This window comes from Allorhizobium sp. NPDC080224 (genome assembly GCF_050281005.1).
In the GTDB taxonomy this organism is placed as follows: Bacteria; Pseudomonadota; Alphaproteobacteria; order Rhizobiales; family Rhizobiaceae; genus Allorhizobium.
In genome coordinates this window covers 56,204-70,886 of record NZ_JBNNWJ010000005.1, presented here as the reverse complement: position 1 = coordinate 70,886, position 14,683 = coordinate 56,204, and the positions used below count along the sequence as shown (strand labels likewise).

General features: G+C 58.6%; 15 protein-coding genes. All 15 read left to right on the top strand.

What is annotated here, in order from left to right; all coding sequences use genetic code 11:
- Positions 1–18: 18 nt before the first annotated feature.
- A complete protein-coding gene (locus tag ACQKP1_RS22505) occupies positions 19–1,065 on the top strand; it encodes a substrate-binding domain-containing protein (protein WP_427277113.1) in 1,047 nt (348 codons plus the stop codon).
- A gap of 69 nt (positions 1,066–1,134) precedes the next feature.
- Positions 1,135–2,655, top strand: coding sequence for a sugar ABC transporter ATP-binding protein (locus ACQKP1_RS22500; RefSeq protein ID WP_427277112.1), 1,521 nt, complete (start codon positions 1,135–1,137; stop codon positions 2,653–2,655).
- A gap of 5 nt (positions 2,656–2,660) precedes the next feature.
- Entirely contained in the window at positions 2,661–3,635 is a 975-nt protein-coding gene (locus ACQKP1_RS22495; RefSeq protein ID WP_427277111.1) for an ABC transporter permease, read from the top strand.
- A complete protein-coding gene (locus ACQKP1_RS22490; protein ID WP_427277110.1) occupies positions 3,632–4,504 on the top strand; it encodes a MurR/RpiR family transcriptional regulator in 873 nt (290 codons plus the stop codon). The genes ACQKP1_RS22495 and ACQKP1_RS22490 overlap by 4 nt, the downstream gene beginning before the upstream one ends.
- 6 nt (positions 4,505–4,510) lie before the next feature.
- Entirely contained in the window at positions 4,511–5,389 is an 879-nt protein-coding gene (locus ACQKP1_RS22485; protein WP_427277109.1) for a ribokinase, read from the top strand.
- A 509-nt stretch (positions 5,390–5,898) separates the two neighbouring features.
- Positions 5,899–6,780, top strand: a complete 882-nt coding sequence (locus ACQKP1_RS22480) for an SDR family NAD(P)-dependent oxidoreductase (protein ID WP_427277108.1) — start codon at positions 5,899–5,901, stop codon at positions 6,778–6,780.
- A gap of 296 nt (positions 6,781–7,076) precedes the next feature.
- Positions 7,077–7,478: a putative quinol monooxygenase gene (locus ACQKP1_RS22475; RefSeq protein WP_427277107.1), complete on the top strand. Its 402-nt coding sequence runs from the start codon at positions 7,077–7,079 to the stop codon at positions 7,476–7,478.
- A 167-nt stretch (positions 7,479–7,645) separates the two neighbouring features.
- Complete coding sequence (locus ACQKP1_RS22470; RefSeq protein WP_427277106.1) at positions 7,646–8,560, top strand: AraC family transcriptional regulator; 915 nt, start codon at positions 7,646–7,648, stop codon at positions 8,558–8,560.
- A 184-nt stretch (positions 8,561–8,744) separates the two neighbouring features.
- On the top strand, positions 8,745–9,488 hold the full coding sequence (locus ACQKP1_RS22465) for an SDR family oxidoreductase (RefSeq protein ID WP_427277105.1): 744 nt from the start codon (positions 8,745–8,747) through the stop codon (positions 9,486–9,488).
- A 111-nt stretch (positions 9,489–9,599) separates the two neighbouring features.
- Positions 9,600–11,114, top strand: a complete 1,515-nt coding sequence (locus tag ACQKP1_RS22460) for a methyl-accepting chemotaxis protein (RefSeq protein ID WP_427277104.1) — start codon at positions 9,600–9,602, stop codon at positions 11,112–11,114.
- Entirely contained in the window at positions 11,114–11,557 is a 444-nt protein-coding gene (locus ACQKP1_RS22455) for a chemotaxis protein CheW (protein ID WP_427277103.1), read from the top strand. The genes ACQKP1_RS22460 and ACQKP1_RS22455 overlap by 1 nt, the downstream gene beginning before the upstream one ends.
- Before the next feature lie 403 nt (positions 11,558–11,960).
- Positions 11,961–12,221 carry a hypothetical protein gene (locus tag ACQKP1_RS22450; protein ID WP_427277102.1) on the top strand — a complete coding sequence of 87 codons (261 nt, stop codon included), beginning with the start codon at positions 11,961–11,963 and terminating at the stop codon, positions 12,219–12,221.
- A 339-nt stretch (positions 12,222–12,560) separates the two neighbouring features.
- Positions 12,561–12,812: an antitoxin gene (locus tag ACQKP1_RS22445; RefSeq protein ID WP_427277101.1), complete on the top strand. Its 252-nt coding sequence runs from the start codon at positions 12,561–12,563 to the stop codon at positions 12,810–12,812.
- Positions 12,809–13,120, top strand: a complete 312-nt coding sequence (locus ACQKP1_RS22440) for a type II toxin-antitoxin system RelE/ParE family toxin (protein WP_136600446.1) — start codon at positions 12,809–12,811, stop codon at positions 13,118–13,120. The genes ACQKP1_RS22445 and ACQKP1_RS22440 overlap by 4 nt, the downstream gene beginning before the upstream one ends.
- Positions 13,121–13,413: 293 nt before the next feature.
- Positions 13,414–14,664 carry an ATP-binding protein gene (locus tag ACQKP1_RS22435; protein WP_427277100.1) on the top strand — a complete coding sequence of 417 codons (1,251 nt, stop codon included), beginning with the start codon at positions 13,414–13,416 and terminating at the stop codon, positions 14,662–14,664.
- The last annotated feature ends 19 nt before the right edge of the window (positions 14,665–14,683 follow it).

Here is a 14,683-nt window from a genome sequence, read left to right as displayed (position 1 = left end):
GAAACTCGGGAGGAACCGATGAATAGACTTTTGACCCTCGCCCTGGCGGCGAGCCTCTGGGCCGGCGCAGCCTTTGCCCAGGACCTCGCGCCGCTCAATTCCGACTCTGAGCCGGACCGCATGGATTGGTCCGAGCTGGAATCTAAGTTCGGCGCATTCCCGGCGATCCCTGCCGGCACCAAGGCGGGTGGCGTCTCAAAGACGCTGACCAACGAATATTGGCGCTCGCTCGGCGAGGGCTACAAGGCTTTTGCCGATAAGGTCGGTGTCGAAAGCGCCTATCAGGCCGCTCAGAGTGAAGGCGACCAGCTCGGTCAGCTGACGATTGCCGAAGGCATGGTCACGCAGGGCTATAACGTTCTTCTCCTGTCGCCGCAGACCGACGCCAACCTGCAGCCGATCATGGAGCAGGCCAAGGCTGCAGGCGTACCGGTCGTCAATGTCAACGACGCCGTTATCCCGCAAGCCGAACACTATGTCGGAAACGTTCAGCGCGATAATGGCGTGCGCGTCGCCAAGTGGTTCATCGACAATCGTCCGGAAGGTGGCAAGGTTGCCATCGTCGAAGGACAGGCCGGTGTCTATGCGGCCGTGCAGCGGACCGATGGCTTCAGGAAGACCATTGAAGAATCCGGCAAGTTCGAGGTCGTGGCGAGCGTGCCCGGCAACTGGGATCGCCAGATGTCCTATGATGCGGCAACCAACATCCTGCAGCAGCATCCGGATCTCGTTGGCTTCTATGCTAACAATGATGGCATGGCGCTTGGCATCGTCGAAGCGGTTAAGGCTGCAGGCCTGCTTGAGAAGGTCGCTGTCTTCGGTACGGACGGCATTTCCGATGCCTATGCCTCGATCAAGGCTGGCGAGCTGACAGGTACGGTCGATAGCTTCCCGGTATTGACAGGTGAAGTCGGCATGGAAGTCGCCCTGCGTCTCGTTGCTGGTCAGGATCTTCCGCGCGTCGTCGCGACACCCCAGGCGCTGATCACCAAGGACAACGTAGCCGAGTTCCAGGGCGATGGCGTGGATCTGCGTGCAGTTCTGATGAAGGCTGCCGGCAAGTAATACCTCCCAGGGCAGGCGGTCGGTCCTATACGGGCCGGCCGTCCATCCTCACGAAGGGCCACAAAGACAATGACCACTGCCAGACTGACTTTCGAAGGCATCACGAAGGTGTTTCCGGGCGTTCGCGCCCTGTCCGACGTCTCCTTTCAGATTGCACCCGGAGAGATCCACGCCCTGCTCGGTGAAAACGGTGCGGGCAAGTCGACCCTGTTGCGGATTCTGTCCGGCGTCTTCAAGCCGACAAGTGGGCAGCTTTTGATCGACGGTATCGCCCAGGCCTTCAAGACACCCGACAGTGCTCGCATCGCTGGTGTTGCAATGATCCATCAGGAATTGCAGCAGGTGCCGCACTTGACCGTCGCCCAGAACATGTTTCTTGGTCACCCCATCACCTGGGCAGGAGGTCTCCTGGTCAATCGGCGTCAGCAGGAGAAGCGGGCTGCCGAAGCGCTGGCGATGATCGATCCTTCGATTGATCCCGCAGCGCCGATCTCGTCGCTGAAGGTGGCGCAGCGGCAGGTGGTCGAAATTGCCCGCGCTTTGCTCGACAAGGCGAAGATCATCGCCATGGACGAGCCGACCTCCAGCCTGACGCCGAGCGAATTCGAGAGCCTTGCGCAGGTCATCAAGCGATTGGCTGCGAGCGGCGTCTCTATCATCTATGTTTCTCACAAGATGGATGAGGTCTTCGGGATCTGCGAGCGCGCAAGCGTGATGCGAGACGGCCGGCTGGTCGGTGTCGTCGACTTGAAGCAGACAGAGCCCGCCGACGTCATCTCGATGATGGTTGGACGGGAACTTCTGGCGGAAGAGCATGTCTCGCATGCGACCCGGGATATCCGTATCGAAGCGCGGAATTTGTCCTCCGCGAAGGTTCAAGGCATTTCCTTCGACCTCCACAAGGGGGAGGTGCTCGGCATTGCTGGGTTGGTCGGGTCCGGTCGCACGGAGCTCCTACGGTTGATCGCGGGCGCCGACAAGGCAACCGGCGGCACCATCCGGATCGATGGCTCGACCATGACGCTTTCCAGTCCGCGTGCAGCCATTGCGGCCGGCATTGGGCTTCTGCCTGAAGAACGTAAGCGCGAGGGCATCATTCCTGGACGCTCGGTCACCAACAATGTGGCTCTGCCGTCGATGAAGCGTTTTGCGCCAGCTGGAATCATCCAACATCGAGCCTTGAAGCGCACGGCGGCCGAATTGTTAACCCGGGTCAACCTTCGACCGTTCCTCCTTGATCGGCCGATCCGTCTGTTCAGTGGCGGCAACCAGCAGAAGGCGATCATTGCCCGCTGGCTGGCGGCTGGATCCAAGGTCTTGCTGTTCGACGAGCCGACACGGGGCATTGATGTCGGAGCCAAATCCGAAATCTACAATCTCATTGAGGAACTCGCTTCCGAAGGTCATTCCGTCGTGGTCGTGTCATCCGAACTCCCCGAAGTCATGCGAGTGTCCGACAGGGTCCTCGTCATGCGGGAGGGAACGGTCGTGGCCGAGCTGGCGCGTGAAGAGCTTTCAGAGGAAGCGATTGTTTCTCATGCCGTCGGCAAGGGACATCGCGCCTCCGCCCGGCAAAGCCAACAGGAATAAATGTCATGTCCGATTCAACGCTTAATGCCGCTGCAACACAGTCGAAACTGTTGGGATCGCTGTCCCTTCGCGATGCCGGCACTCTTATCGGCCTGATCATCATCATAGCCATCTTTGGCCTGCTAGTGCCAGATTTCCTTTCGCAGAGGAACCTCGTCAACATCCTGCAACAGTCGAGCATCAATGCGTGTCTGGCGCTCGGGATGACGCTGGTCATTATTTCCGGGGGTATCGATCTGTCGGTCGGGCCGACGGCTGCCATCGCCGCCGTCATCACGGCAGCGCTACTCGTTGCCGGCACACCTATCCCGCTCGCCATTCTTGCCGGTCTTGGCATTGGCGTTGTCTGTGGTTTGGTCAACGGCGTTCTCGTTGCCTATGTCGGACTTCAGCCCTTCATTGTGACGCTTGGAACGCTCAGCACCTATCGCGCCATTGCCCTGATCTATACCGGTGGCAACCCTGTCTTCGGTCTGCCGCCTGAATTCCGCTCTCTGTTCAACGGCTCCGTTGCGGGAATTCCCAATTCGGTCATCATGGTTGCAGTCGTAGCCCTCCTTGCCTGGGTCCTGCTCAAGAAGACACCGCTTGGCGAGTATTTGCTGGCTGTCGGCGGCAATGAAGAGGCAGCTTACGTGGCTGGCGTGCCGATCGCGATCACCAAGATCACGGCCTATGTGATCTCCGGTGCGCTTGCAGCCCTTGCCTCCATGATCCTGATTGGTCGCCTGGGCGCTGCCGAACCTATCCTTGGCAATCTCTGGGAACTGGATGCGATCGCGGCCGCAGCGATTGGCGGTGCATCGCTGATGGGTGGCAAGGGCAGTATCGTCGGCACTATCCTTGGTGCGATCATTCTCGGCAGCATGCGCAACGGTCTTACGTTGATGAACGTTCAGGCCTTCTATCAACTGCTTGCGACCGGCCTTATAATTCTCGTAGCGATGATGATCGATCGCGTAACGAGAGGTCGTGGATGAATTCCCTGAATGACTTGAAGGCAGTAGGCCCGCGCATCCGAATGATGATGCCTCATCTCACGCCCCTGGAGGCGCGGGTCGTTGAAACGGTGTTTGCGCTACGCAATTTCACCGACGAAACGGCGCTGAAGGACATCGCGGCCGAAGCGGGGGTATCCGAAGCGATGGTGGTCAAGATTACCAAGAAGCTCGGTTTTGCTGGTTACCGAGACTTCAGGTCCGCAGTCACACAGTACAATCAGCTGCCGACTGCTGAAATGCATCAGGAACTGTCGATCGAGGATACGTCGCGCGAGATCATTCAGAAGGTGTTCCGGACGTCGATCAACGCGCTCGAAGAAACGCTGGCTATCATTGACATGGATGCTTTTGATCGTGCTGCAGATCTGGTCAACCAGTCTGGGCAGCGCGATTTCTACGGCGTTGGCGGATCGGCCCAAATTGCCCGCGATGTCGCCCACAAGTTCTTGCGCATTGGTATTCGCGCCAATGTGCAGGACGATTCACACATGATGCTGATGTCAGCCTCGCTGTTAGGTCCGCAGGACATCGCGATTGGCTTTTCCCATTCCGGCAATACGACGGCCGTCATCGAGGCAATCCAGTTGGCGCGCAAGAACGGCGCGCGAACGATCGCGATTACCAACTACAATTCATCCGCGCTGGCGCAGGTGGCCGATATTGTTCTCTGCTCCACGGCTCAGGGCTCGCCTCTGATGGGGGAGAATGCCGCCGCTCGCATTGCTCAGCTCAACATTCTCGACGCCCTCTTCGTTGCCGTCGCGCAAAGGAATTACGGTGTCGCAGAGAAGAACCTGCAAAAGACTATGGCTGCGGTCATGTCGAAACGCAAAGACAAGATTGTGTAAGAAAGCATGCCTCAAGTCATCGTTTTTGGAAGCCTTCATTACGACATTATCGTTCACGGCCCCGGACGTCCCCGGAAGGGCGAAACCGTGGCCGGCGAGCGCTGGTTGCCAAAATGCGGTGGCAAGGGCGGCAATCAGGCAATAGCTGCGGCCAAAACCGGTGTCAGCACGTCAATGATCGGCGCCGTAGCGGATGACGAATTCGGACGCGTTCTCGTGGCGAACCAGGTGAATGGACACGTCGACAGCAGGTTCATTCGCATCGTCGAAGGTGCCGGAAGCGGCATGAGTGTAGCGATTTTCGATCAGGACGGCGACTACGGCGCGGTGATCGTGTCGGGCAGCAATCTTGAATTGGGACACGTCGATGTCGATGCTGCTGCTGAACTCTTTGCCCAAGGCGGCGTCCTCGTCCTGCAGAACGAGATCCCAGATGCGGCAAATGTGGCAGCGGCGCGGGCGATGCGATCGGCAGGAGGCCGTGTTATACTCAATGCGGCACCCGCGCGCGAGCTTTCGACGGACCTCATAGGGCTCGTGGACGTTATCGTCGTCAACCAGGTCGAAGCTGAGCAACTTACCCGGGGTCCGGTTGTAGAAACTCTTGAGGGCGCACTGGGTGCGGCCAGCCTTCTGGCGCAAATCTATCCTGTTGCCGTGGTGACAGCCGGCGGCGAAGGTGTCGCCTGCGCTACGGCTGAGGGGCTGGAGTTGGCGGTGCCCGCGCTTAAAGTTGAGCTTATCAGCACGCATGGTGCCGGTGACGAATTTACCGGTGTGCTAGCCGCCGAACTTGCAAGGGGCATGGAGATCACAGTCGCCATTGATGCCGCCAACCAAGCCGCTGCGTCCCTTGTCAGCGGAGTGAGTCTGAGAGGCGGCTAGTGCAACGCGTACCAAGTTGAAGAATTGGTGTCATACGGCGTTTTGTGCGGCGTATGTTCCATAATTCTGCTACGCCGCACTGAGCTGTAGCAGCTAAGTAATTGACGAAGCTACATCTTATGGACGCGCTGCAGGTTCGATTCTTGTCAAGAGCCTTAGGCACTGGCGATGCGCTGTCACCTAGCACAAAGAAGAGGAACCTCAGGTTTCACGTTGCACCCGCGTACGAGCCCAAGGTCCACGCGGTGCATCGGTAGCCCCCACCAGGTCTGGGGGGGTTGTGCTGATGACGTTCCTCGGTGGTCTTGGCACAGTGTTCGGACCGGTCGCGGGCGCGACCACCGTCGTCACGATGCGGAATTACCTCGCGCCGCTCGGTGCTGGGGTCAAGACAATCAGAGTCTCACGGACGCCCGGTAAATGATTTCGGACAGCGCGATATGGCAAGCCCCTCCGGGCGACCCTAACCTGCATCCGCCAAACGTCATGAAGATGGAGGAACCATAGCGATGGAACGGCGTAAGCTACTGATGGGAATGGGTGCGGGCATTGCCGCCGCGGCGGCACTCGCGAATTCGTCGCAGGCGCAGGAAGCGGACCAGCCCGCTCCTAGTGTGAACGCCGGAAACGAAAACTGGGTGGCGGTTATCACCGGTGTGAGCTCGGGCATTGGCCAAGCGACCGCCCTCGCCCTGGCGGAAAGGGGCGTTCATACCATAGGTACCTATCGCAATAACGAGCAGGGCGCGCGCCAGACGGCTGAAGACGCTCAAAGGCTCGGGGTCAAGGTGGTCCTCTACCACCTGGACTTGAACCATATGGACAGTATCAAGGCGTTCCAGGAGAATGTGCGGGCCACTCTCCGACTCGAATGGAACACCGACAAGTTCGACTATCTTGTCAATAATGCAGGCATGTCGATCGCAGCGCCGTTCAACGAGACTACGGAGGAGGCGTTCGACGAGATGAGCCGGGTGCTCTTCAAGGGCCACTTCTTCATGACCCAGGGTCTGTTGTCCGCGCTCAGGGATGGCGGCGCGATTATCAACGTGGCCAGTTCCGCCACGCGCCCGACGAGTGTTTCACCAGGCTACTCCGCCTATGCCGCGATGAAGGGCGGCCTGACCACGCTCACGCGGTACATGGCCAAGGAATTGGCTCCTCGTGGTATACGCGTTAATTCCGTTGCGCCAGGCCCCACGAGGACACGCCTTGGCAATGACGGTTTCGCGCGCCATCCGGAGGTCATTCCAGCGATCGCGGCTCAAACCGCACTGAGCCGCCTGGGTGAACCATCCGATCTCGGCCGCTCCATCTCGGGATTGCTCTCGGACGATCTGGCCTGGATCACCGGTGAGAATATCGAGATCTCAGGTGGCTTCCGCATGTAGTGGGATAACAGCCCAGCACGGACGGAACAGTAAAGCCGCTGTCCTGGCGCCTTTAATGGCAGGGCGGCTTCCCCCCTTTCGCCGCGAGCTTCAGTCGCGGCGATTTCTTGGGCTGCTGAGCCCCGGGCCAACTGAGCCGATCGGCGAGGGTCTACGAAGCCGGCCTCTGCGCAGGTGCCGAGGTATGGAAAAAACCGTTGTTCCGGACAGTAGATAATGAACATTGGACGATCAATTATCGAAGCCCCAGTGTATCTCGCTAGAATGGTCCGGCAATCTACTGAAGGGATCTTAAAATGAAACGTCGGGAAGTAATGATGGCAATTGGCTCGGTTGCCGCGATGGCAACGGTCGGAACGATTGGAGTCCCCGCCAATGCGCGTCAAGCGGCGACTGGGATAGCCCATGGATTTCACGCGAGGATGAAGGCCAGAGCAGGCCAGGGGGATGCCCTTGTCGCGCTTCTGTTCGAAGCGCCGGCGTTCGAGCATGCCGACTGCAAGGTGTTCCTCGTTGGTCGTTCGAAAGGCGAACCCGATGTGGTCTTCGTCACCGAGGGCTGGGTCAGCGAGGAGGCGCACACGCGTTTTACCGCGACCGAGGAGGCTAAAGCCTATACCGCGCGCTTTGGCCCCTTGGTGGAAGAGTGGACGAGTTCCGACGAAATCCCGGTTGGCGGGAAAGCCGTCCTCACCTAGGGCCAGTTCGACTGGCGGATCTAAAAAGGTCGCTCGTCACGCATTGAGCCCGCTCGCGCGTGACAACCCCTTGCAGCCGCGGGCGGGCTCGTCAAATACTGGCCAATCTCGATCCGGATACGGCATCTCGGAAATTCGCCCCTTAGTCCTCATCATGGGTTACGCGAATGGATCCACTTAGCGATGTAATCGCTCTGCTTCGGCCTAGAACCGCTATCTCCAAGCCAGTTGCGGGGCGGGGAGATTGGGGCGTGCGGTACGCAGCCCATAACGCGCCCGGCTTTTCCATCATCCTGAAAGGCGAATGCTGGTTTACCTTCGACGGCCATCAGCCATTGAGGGTCGAGAAAGGCGATTTTATCCTCCTCCCATCGACGCCTGCCTTTACGTTCGGAAGTCGACCGGACGCCGAATTCGTGCTCGGCGACCCGCTTCAATCGCCGGCGCGCCACGGCGAACAGGACGGCGACGCGGACTTCGAATCCTTGGGAGGAACCTTTGAAATCGAGCAGGCAAACGCACCCCTACTGTTGGCCTTGCTTCCTCGCATCGTCCACATCCCGGCCTCCGAAGGCCGGGCTGGACGGCTGAGCAGGATGATTGAACTTATCAAGGAGGAATGCGCCGGAGAAGAACCGGGCAGGGACCTGATACTGCAGCGCATGCTCGAGGTGCTGCTGATCGAGGCCTTGCGCTGGCGAGGGTTTTTCTCCGACGACGTGAGGGCCGGGTTGATAAACGGAATGCGGGACCCGGCCATCGCACGCGTCTTGAGGGCGATGCATGCTGATGTGCGAGCGCATTGGACGGTCGCCAGCCTGGCGAAAGTTGCTGGCCTCTCCAGATCCGCCTTCGCTGCGCGTTTTGGCGAGGTGCTTGGCTGTGGTCCGATCGAATACTTGGCACGTTGGCGAATGGCATTGGCGAAGGACGCGCTGATCCGAGGGTCAAAGACGCTGGACAGGATAGCCGACGAGATCGGTTACGAGTCGGCCAGCGCGTTCAGCACGGCCTTCCGTAAGCGCCTGGGATGCCCACCGGGCAGGTTCGCCCGTACAAGCGGCGACCCGCGAACCTCCTAGGTTAACCCTTGCTACGCGCCAATCCACCGGTTCGGCCCGGGTTCGGGAAAGCGAACGACGTATTGCGAGCAGCTCTGAGAGTCCTCTGATTTGGACGATAGAGCAATAATCGTGGATCTCTGATTATGTATCGTCTGAACCGTCTGTTCTACAACGAGGGCGATCCAACCCAAAGGAGGTCTCAATGCAAACCATATTGATTACTGGCACATCGTCCGGCTACGGGCTCGAAACAGCGCGCCATTTTCTAGCAAATGGATGGCGGGTACTCGCCGCCATGCGGAAACCCAACCCGGACGTACTGCCTCGTTCCGAAAACCTGCAGATCGTGGCCTTGGATGTCACGAGCCAGGACAGCATCTCACAGGCAATTGACGCGGCTGGCCCGATCGATGTGCTTGTCAACAATGCGGGCATCGGAACCGTCGGCGCCTTCGAAGCCACGCCCATGGCGCACGTTCGCAAGATCTTCGACACGAACACATTTGGGGTAATGGCCATGACGCAGGCCGTGGTCCCTCAGATGCGCGAGCGTGGCAGTGGCGTCATCGTGAATGTTACGTCGAGCGCAACATTGGCGCCTATGCCCCTGGCTTCCGCCTACACGGCCAGCAAGCAGGCTATCGAAGGCTTTACTGGGTCGCTTGCCCACGAACTTGAATATTTCGGAATCCGCGCGAAGTTGGTCGAGCCTGGATACGGTCCGACCACACGCTTCGCCCAGAACGCGGAGGTCCCAGTCGAGGACATGATCCCGGCGACCTACACGGGGTTCGCGGGCCCGATCTTCCAAGGCTACGCCGCGCCAACGATGACGACCAAGGAAACAGATGTGGCGGAGGCGGTATGGGCTGCGGTCCATGATACGTCAGGCAGGCTTCGCTTCCCGGCTGGTCCGGACGCGGTAGCGCTATTTAGCGGAGTCTGATCGAGAAGAGGCGCCACCTATGGCCTCAAATTTGAAGCGGTGGGCTCCCCGGCGCCTGCCGCTTCATTGCCCCTCGAAAAATCTGCCAACTCAGAAGTGCGGTTTACGTGGATGCTCCCGCGACGGAGACCTCGATATTTCGACGCGCTGGAGGCCCTTCTACCAAAGCCAAGACATCAAGCTAGATCTGGCAACCAGATCGCCGCCGATGCTTATGCTGAGGCCAACTCGGCTTACTCGACCACCCTGACGATCACCTTCAGCGCGATTGGCGCAATTGCTGTTCTCATCGCAGGCTCCATCTGGTTCGCTGTCTCTGGGATTGCGAGACCCATCCAAACCATCACGGGCTCGATGAACAAGCTTGCGGCTGGTGATGCTGATACTGCGGTACCCTTTGCAGGCCGTGCCGATGAAATCGGCGAAATGGCTGCTGCTGTTGAGATCTTCAGGAAGAACGCGCTCGACAATCGCAGGCTGGAAGCAGAGACTGCGGCCCAGCGCAGCCAAAGTGAGGAGCAGCGTCGTCTGACCGCCGAGCAGGAACGGGTGCGCGCCCAGGCGATGGCTCAAGCAACGACAGGCCTTGCGGATGGACTGAAGCAGCTGGCCTCGGGCAACCTCACCTTCCAGCTCGAGCAGTCATTCGCAGAAGAGTTTGAGAGCCTCCGCGCTGACTTCAACAGTGCAATTGGGCAGCTAAAAGAAACCCTCACATCGGTCTCTCAGTCGACCAGCTCAATTGATGGCGGCTCGCGTGAGGTCAGCCAGAGCGCTGAGGACCTGTCCAAGCGCACCGAGCAGCAGGCGGCGTCTCTCGAGGAGACTGCGGCGGCTCTCGATCAGATCACGACCAATGTCGCGAATTCGTCAAAACGTGCGGAGGAAGCACGCACGATCGCGGCCCAGGCGAATATCAGCGCCCGGCAGTCGGGCTCCGTTGTTGCCAATGCCGTTGATGCCATGGAGCGGATAGAGCAGTCCTCCAGCCAGATCTCCAACATCATCGGGGTCATTGACGAGATTGCCTTCCAGACCAACCTGCTTGCGCTCAATGCTGGCGTTGAGGCCGCCCGCGCCGGTGAGGCGGGCAAGGGCTTTGCAGTTGTTGCTCAGGAAGTCCGTGAGCTTGCTCAGCGATCAGCGCAGGCCGCCAAGGAGATCAAGGAGCTAATCCGCAACTCCACAGTTGAGGTGGAAAAGGGCGTCAAGCTTGTCAGCGACACCGGCGAGGCGCTCAAGTCCATCGAGAAGTATGTCATCACGATCAACGAGCACATGGATGCCATCGCCACCTCAGCACGCGAGCAGTCGGTTGGCTTGTCGGAGGTCAACACTGCGGTCAATCAGATGGACCAGGTGACCCAGCAGAATGCCGCCATGGTGGAAGAAGCCAATGCGGCGGGAGCAACGCTTGCCAAGGAAGCAGGCCGTCTGCGGGCCTTGGTCAGCCAGTTCCAACTGGGGCAGAGCAACGGCCAGTACACGACGCAGTCACCGGCACCTGCGGTAACTGCAGCGAGCGCACACCGGCCTTTCACTTCTCCGGCCCGTCGTATGGTCGGCACCCTGTCCAAAGCTTTCGGATCAGCAGCGCCCAAGGCTGAGAGCTGGGAAGATTTCTGATGATGCTGGAGATCATTGCATTTCGTCTCAGAGAACAGGAATTCTGTGTTCGCACGACAACCATCCGCGAAATTCGCGGATGGGGTCCTGCCACTCCCTTGCCTCACACGCCTCCAGACGTGATCGGCGTCATGAACCTGCGTGGCCTGGTGATCCCGATCATTGATCTGGCTACGAAACTGGGCATGGCCTCGGCTGAGCCGACCGAAAGAAGCGCCATTGTGGTGACGGAAGCCAACGGGTTCGTCATCGGCCTTCTTGTTGACGGCGTGTCCGATATCCTCACTCTGCCGGCGGATGTTCTGCAACCGGTTCCTACGGTCGGGTCATCGGCAGGTCTAGCCCACGCAGAAGGCATCGTCGCGCATGACGGCAAGATGATCTGCTTCCTCAATCTGGAGCGGATGTTCCAGGGGAGCGAGACCGCGCCCCTGGCAGCGTAAACAACTGACAGTCCCCGGCGGATTGCTTCGCGGTCCGTCGAGGAGCGGTCGACCGGGTCGGGGAGGAGCCCTTCCGGGCAGCGCAACCCAATTTAGGTGGAAAGGTTCGGGCAAGCTGGTTGTCGGACATTTCAGCAGAGCCGGCCATGATGGTTGGTCAACTAGGGGTGTCTGTGATGGCCTATGACTGGACCGGGACGCGCACGCGCAGGATACGTCGGATCAAATTGGCAGTGTCGGCAATTGTTTCACTTGCGGCCCTGGCTGTTCCCGTTTTTGCAATCTCCATGCCTTAGGAGTCGCTTGCTTTGCGATCAGCGCAGCGGCTCAAAAGGCGAAGGCCAACCATGTCGCACCGCGGCATCCATGCGCATAGCAAACAATTCGGTGGAAGAGCCCGGTGGTGGCGGATGTGGAACTGCCGATGACCAGTGTCGCGTTTATGGGGCTGCCCCATGTAAGTCTCCACGAGTTGCAAACACTGGCGCAGCTCTCCCCGTATGATCTGGACGTTCTGGACAAACTGCGGGGTGTCCTCGGCATGCGGCGGGCGGTCGTCCTTTTGACCTTCGTTGATCAGAATTGCCGTGCCGAGGGCGACGATCTGAGGCAGATTTGCCGGCAGGCACGGGCGGCGCTTCGGGCCAACTCGAATCGAAAGTAATGCGAACTGGTGCCATAACAGCTTGTGCCGGATCGAGGCGCCGCCCTCGGAACCAATGCAATCTCGGCTTTAGTTCCATAATTTAACGTTACGCCAGGTTTGTCTCTTCAGTGGCTTGGATGATCCACCGAGCTTGCGGATATTCAACCCCACGACTGTGCGCACGTACCCGCAAATTGAATGGCCTAGGGTTCCGTGCTGGCAGTGGCAAATAGATGCCGATTGGCAATTTCTCGACATGACGGAACCCCGCAAGCGAGGTCTTATGATAACGTTGCAATGGTGGCAACTAAACCACATATGTGCTAATGTGGGTTCGTCACTTCGGGAGTATGTGAGATGAGCCGCTTGACGATCGACATAACGGACAAACAACATCAAAGCCTCAAAGCGCTAGCCGCTCTGCAGGGCAAGACAATCAAGCAGTACGCACTTGAGCGCCTGTTTCCCGGCGACGTCGAGGGAGAACGGGCCTGGCAAGAGTTAAAGGCGTTGATGAGTACGCGCATCAGTGAGGGGCTCGCCGGAAAACTGTCGACCAAAACCGTAGGTGAGATCCTCGACGAGGAGATTGCAGAAGGTCGCGCTTGACGGCTTACATCCTGACCGCAGAGGCAGAATCCGATCTTCGCTCGGTAATCCGTTACACACGGACACAATGGAGTGCCGCCCAGGTACGTCACTACGTCTCGGCTTTGGAGCGAGGAATGGAGGACATTGCCGCGGGCAAAGTTCCCTTCAAGGATCTGAGCGCACTCTATCCGGCGCTGCGGATGGCGCGATGCCAGCACCACTACATCTTCTGTCTGCCTCGCGAACATGCTCCCGCTCTCATCGTAGCGATTCTTCACGAACGAATGGATCTCCTGAGGCGTTTGGCTGACCGTCTAAACGAGTGATGTTTTCACGACGGGAGGAACTCCTGTGCGCGTGCTAGATAAGCCCTTGTCTTCGAGCGATCAAAAAAGTGTCGTCGGTTCGGATCCCTTCAAGAGCAATACGATTTGAATGCCCACTCCAACGCGCCGCCGCTCACTCTTCTCGATAGCTGGCCCGCCCCCTTAAGTTTCCGAAATGGACGGCTGAAAGTTCCGGATTGGACGAAGTTGTAATCCGAATTGGACGCATGTAAACTCCGACCTGAACGCATCGGCAATCGTAGAATTTGGCAGCGATCAGGAGGAAAAACAGATTGAATGGGGAAAGTCCTTCTGACCTCCTTTATCCGCGAGGCGCAGCCGAGCGAATTAGGGTCGCGCTCGAAGATACGCCAGTCGTACTCGTGAACGGACCGCGTCAGTGTGGCAAGACGACGTTGGCTCGAGCCCTGCTCCAGACAGATCGTCCGTATTTCACGTTAGATGACGAAACGACCTTACTATCGGCAAAGACCGATCCAGTCGGCTTCGTTCGTCAGATTGATACCGCCATCATAGACGAGGTGCAGCGTGCACCGGAGTTGCTGCGTGCCATAAAACAGGCTGTAGACAACGATCGGCGGCCTGGGCGATTTTTGTTAACCGGCTCAGCAAACATTCTCGCACTCCCGACGATTTCCGATAGTTTGGCCGGGCGGATGGAAGTCGTTACCTTGTTGCCCCTAGCTCAGTCCGAAATTCGACGCAACCAGTCGAACTTCCTCGATTCTGCTTTTGCCGGAACGGTCATAGCCCCTCGCAATCCAACGGTCGGAAGCGACCTGATGGCGCGAGTTCTCATCGGCGGATATCCTGAGATGGTCAGTCGTGTCGATCCCCGCCGTCGGTCCGCATGGGCTAGAGAATACATACGAGCCATTGTTGAACGAGATGTGCGCGAAATTGCCGACGTCGAACGCCTGGACCAAATGCCGCAGCTTCTTCGGGCGCTTGCGCATCATTCGGGACAGTTGCTCAATTTCACCCAATTGGCCGGCCAGGTCGGCATCGATGACAAGACCGCCCGGCGATATATCGGACTCTTTGAACAGCTGTTCCTGGTTCGCCGCATCGAGCCCTGGTTTCGAAACCCTTTGAAGCGTCTTATTAAGACACCAAAGCTCCTGTTTCTCGATAGCGGTCTTTTAGCTGCGTTAGTCGGAATGACAATCGATCGAATTTCAAGTGACCGTGGACTATTTGGTTCATTGCTGGAGACGTTTGTCGCCGGCGAAATCCTCCGGCTTGCGACCTGGAGCGAAGTCCAATCAACCTTCCATCACTATCGGGATAAGGATCAGGACGAAGTAGATATCCTTCTCGAAGACGAAGCTGGCAATATGGTTGGACTTGAAGTCAAGGCCGCAGCAACGGTGACCGCAGCAGATTTCAAAGGCTTACGCAAAGTAGCCGTGGCCACGGGGCGCACCTTCAAAGCAGGCTGGGTGCTGTACGACGGCGACAAGGTCCTGCCATTTGGCGATAATCTTGCGGCGATACCGCTATCTTGTCTCTGGGGCGATTAAGGTAAGGGCAGGAATTAAG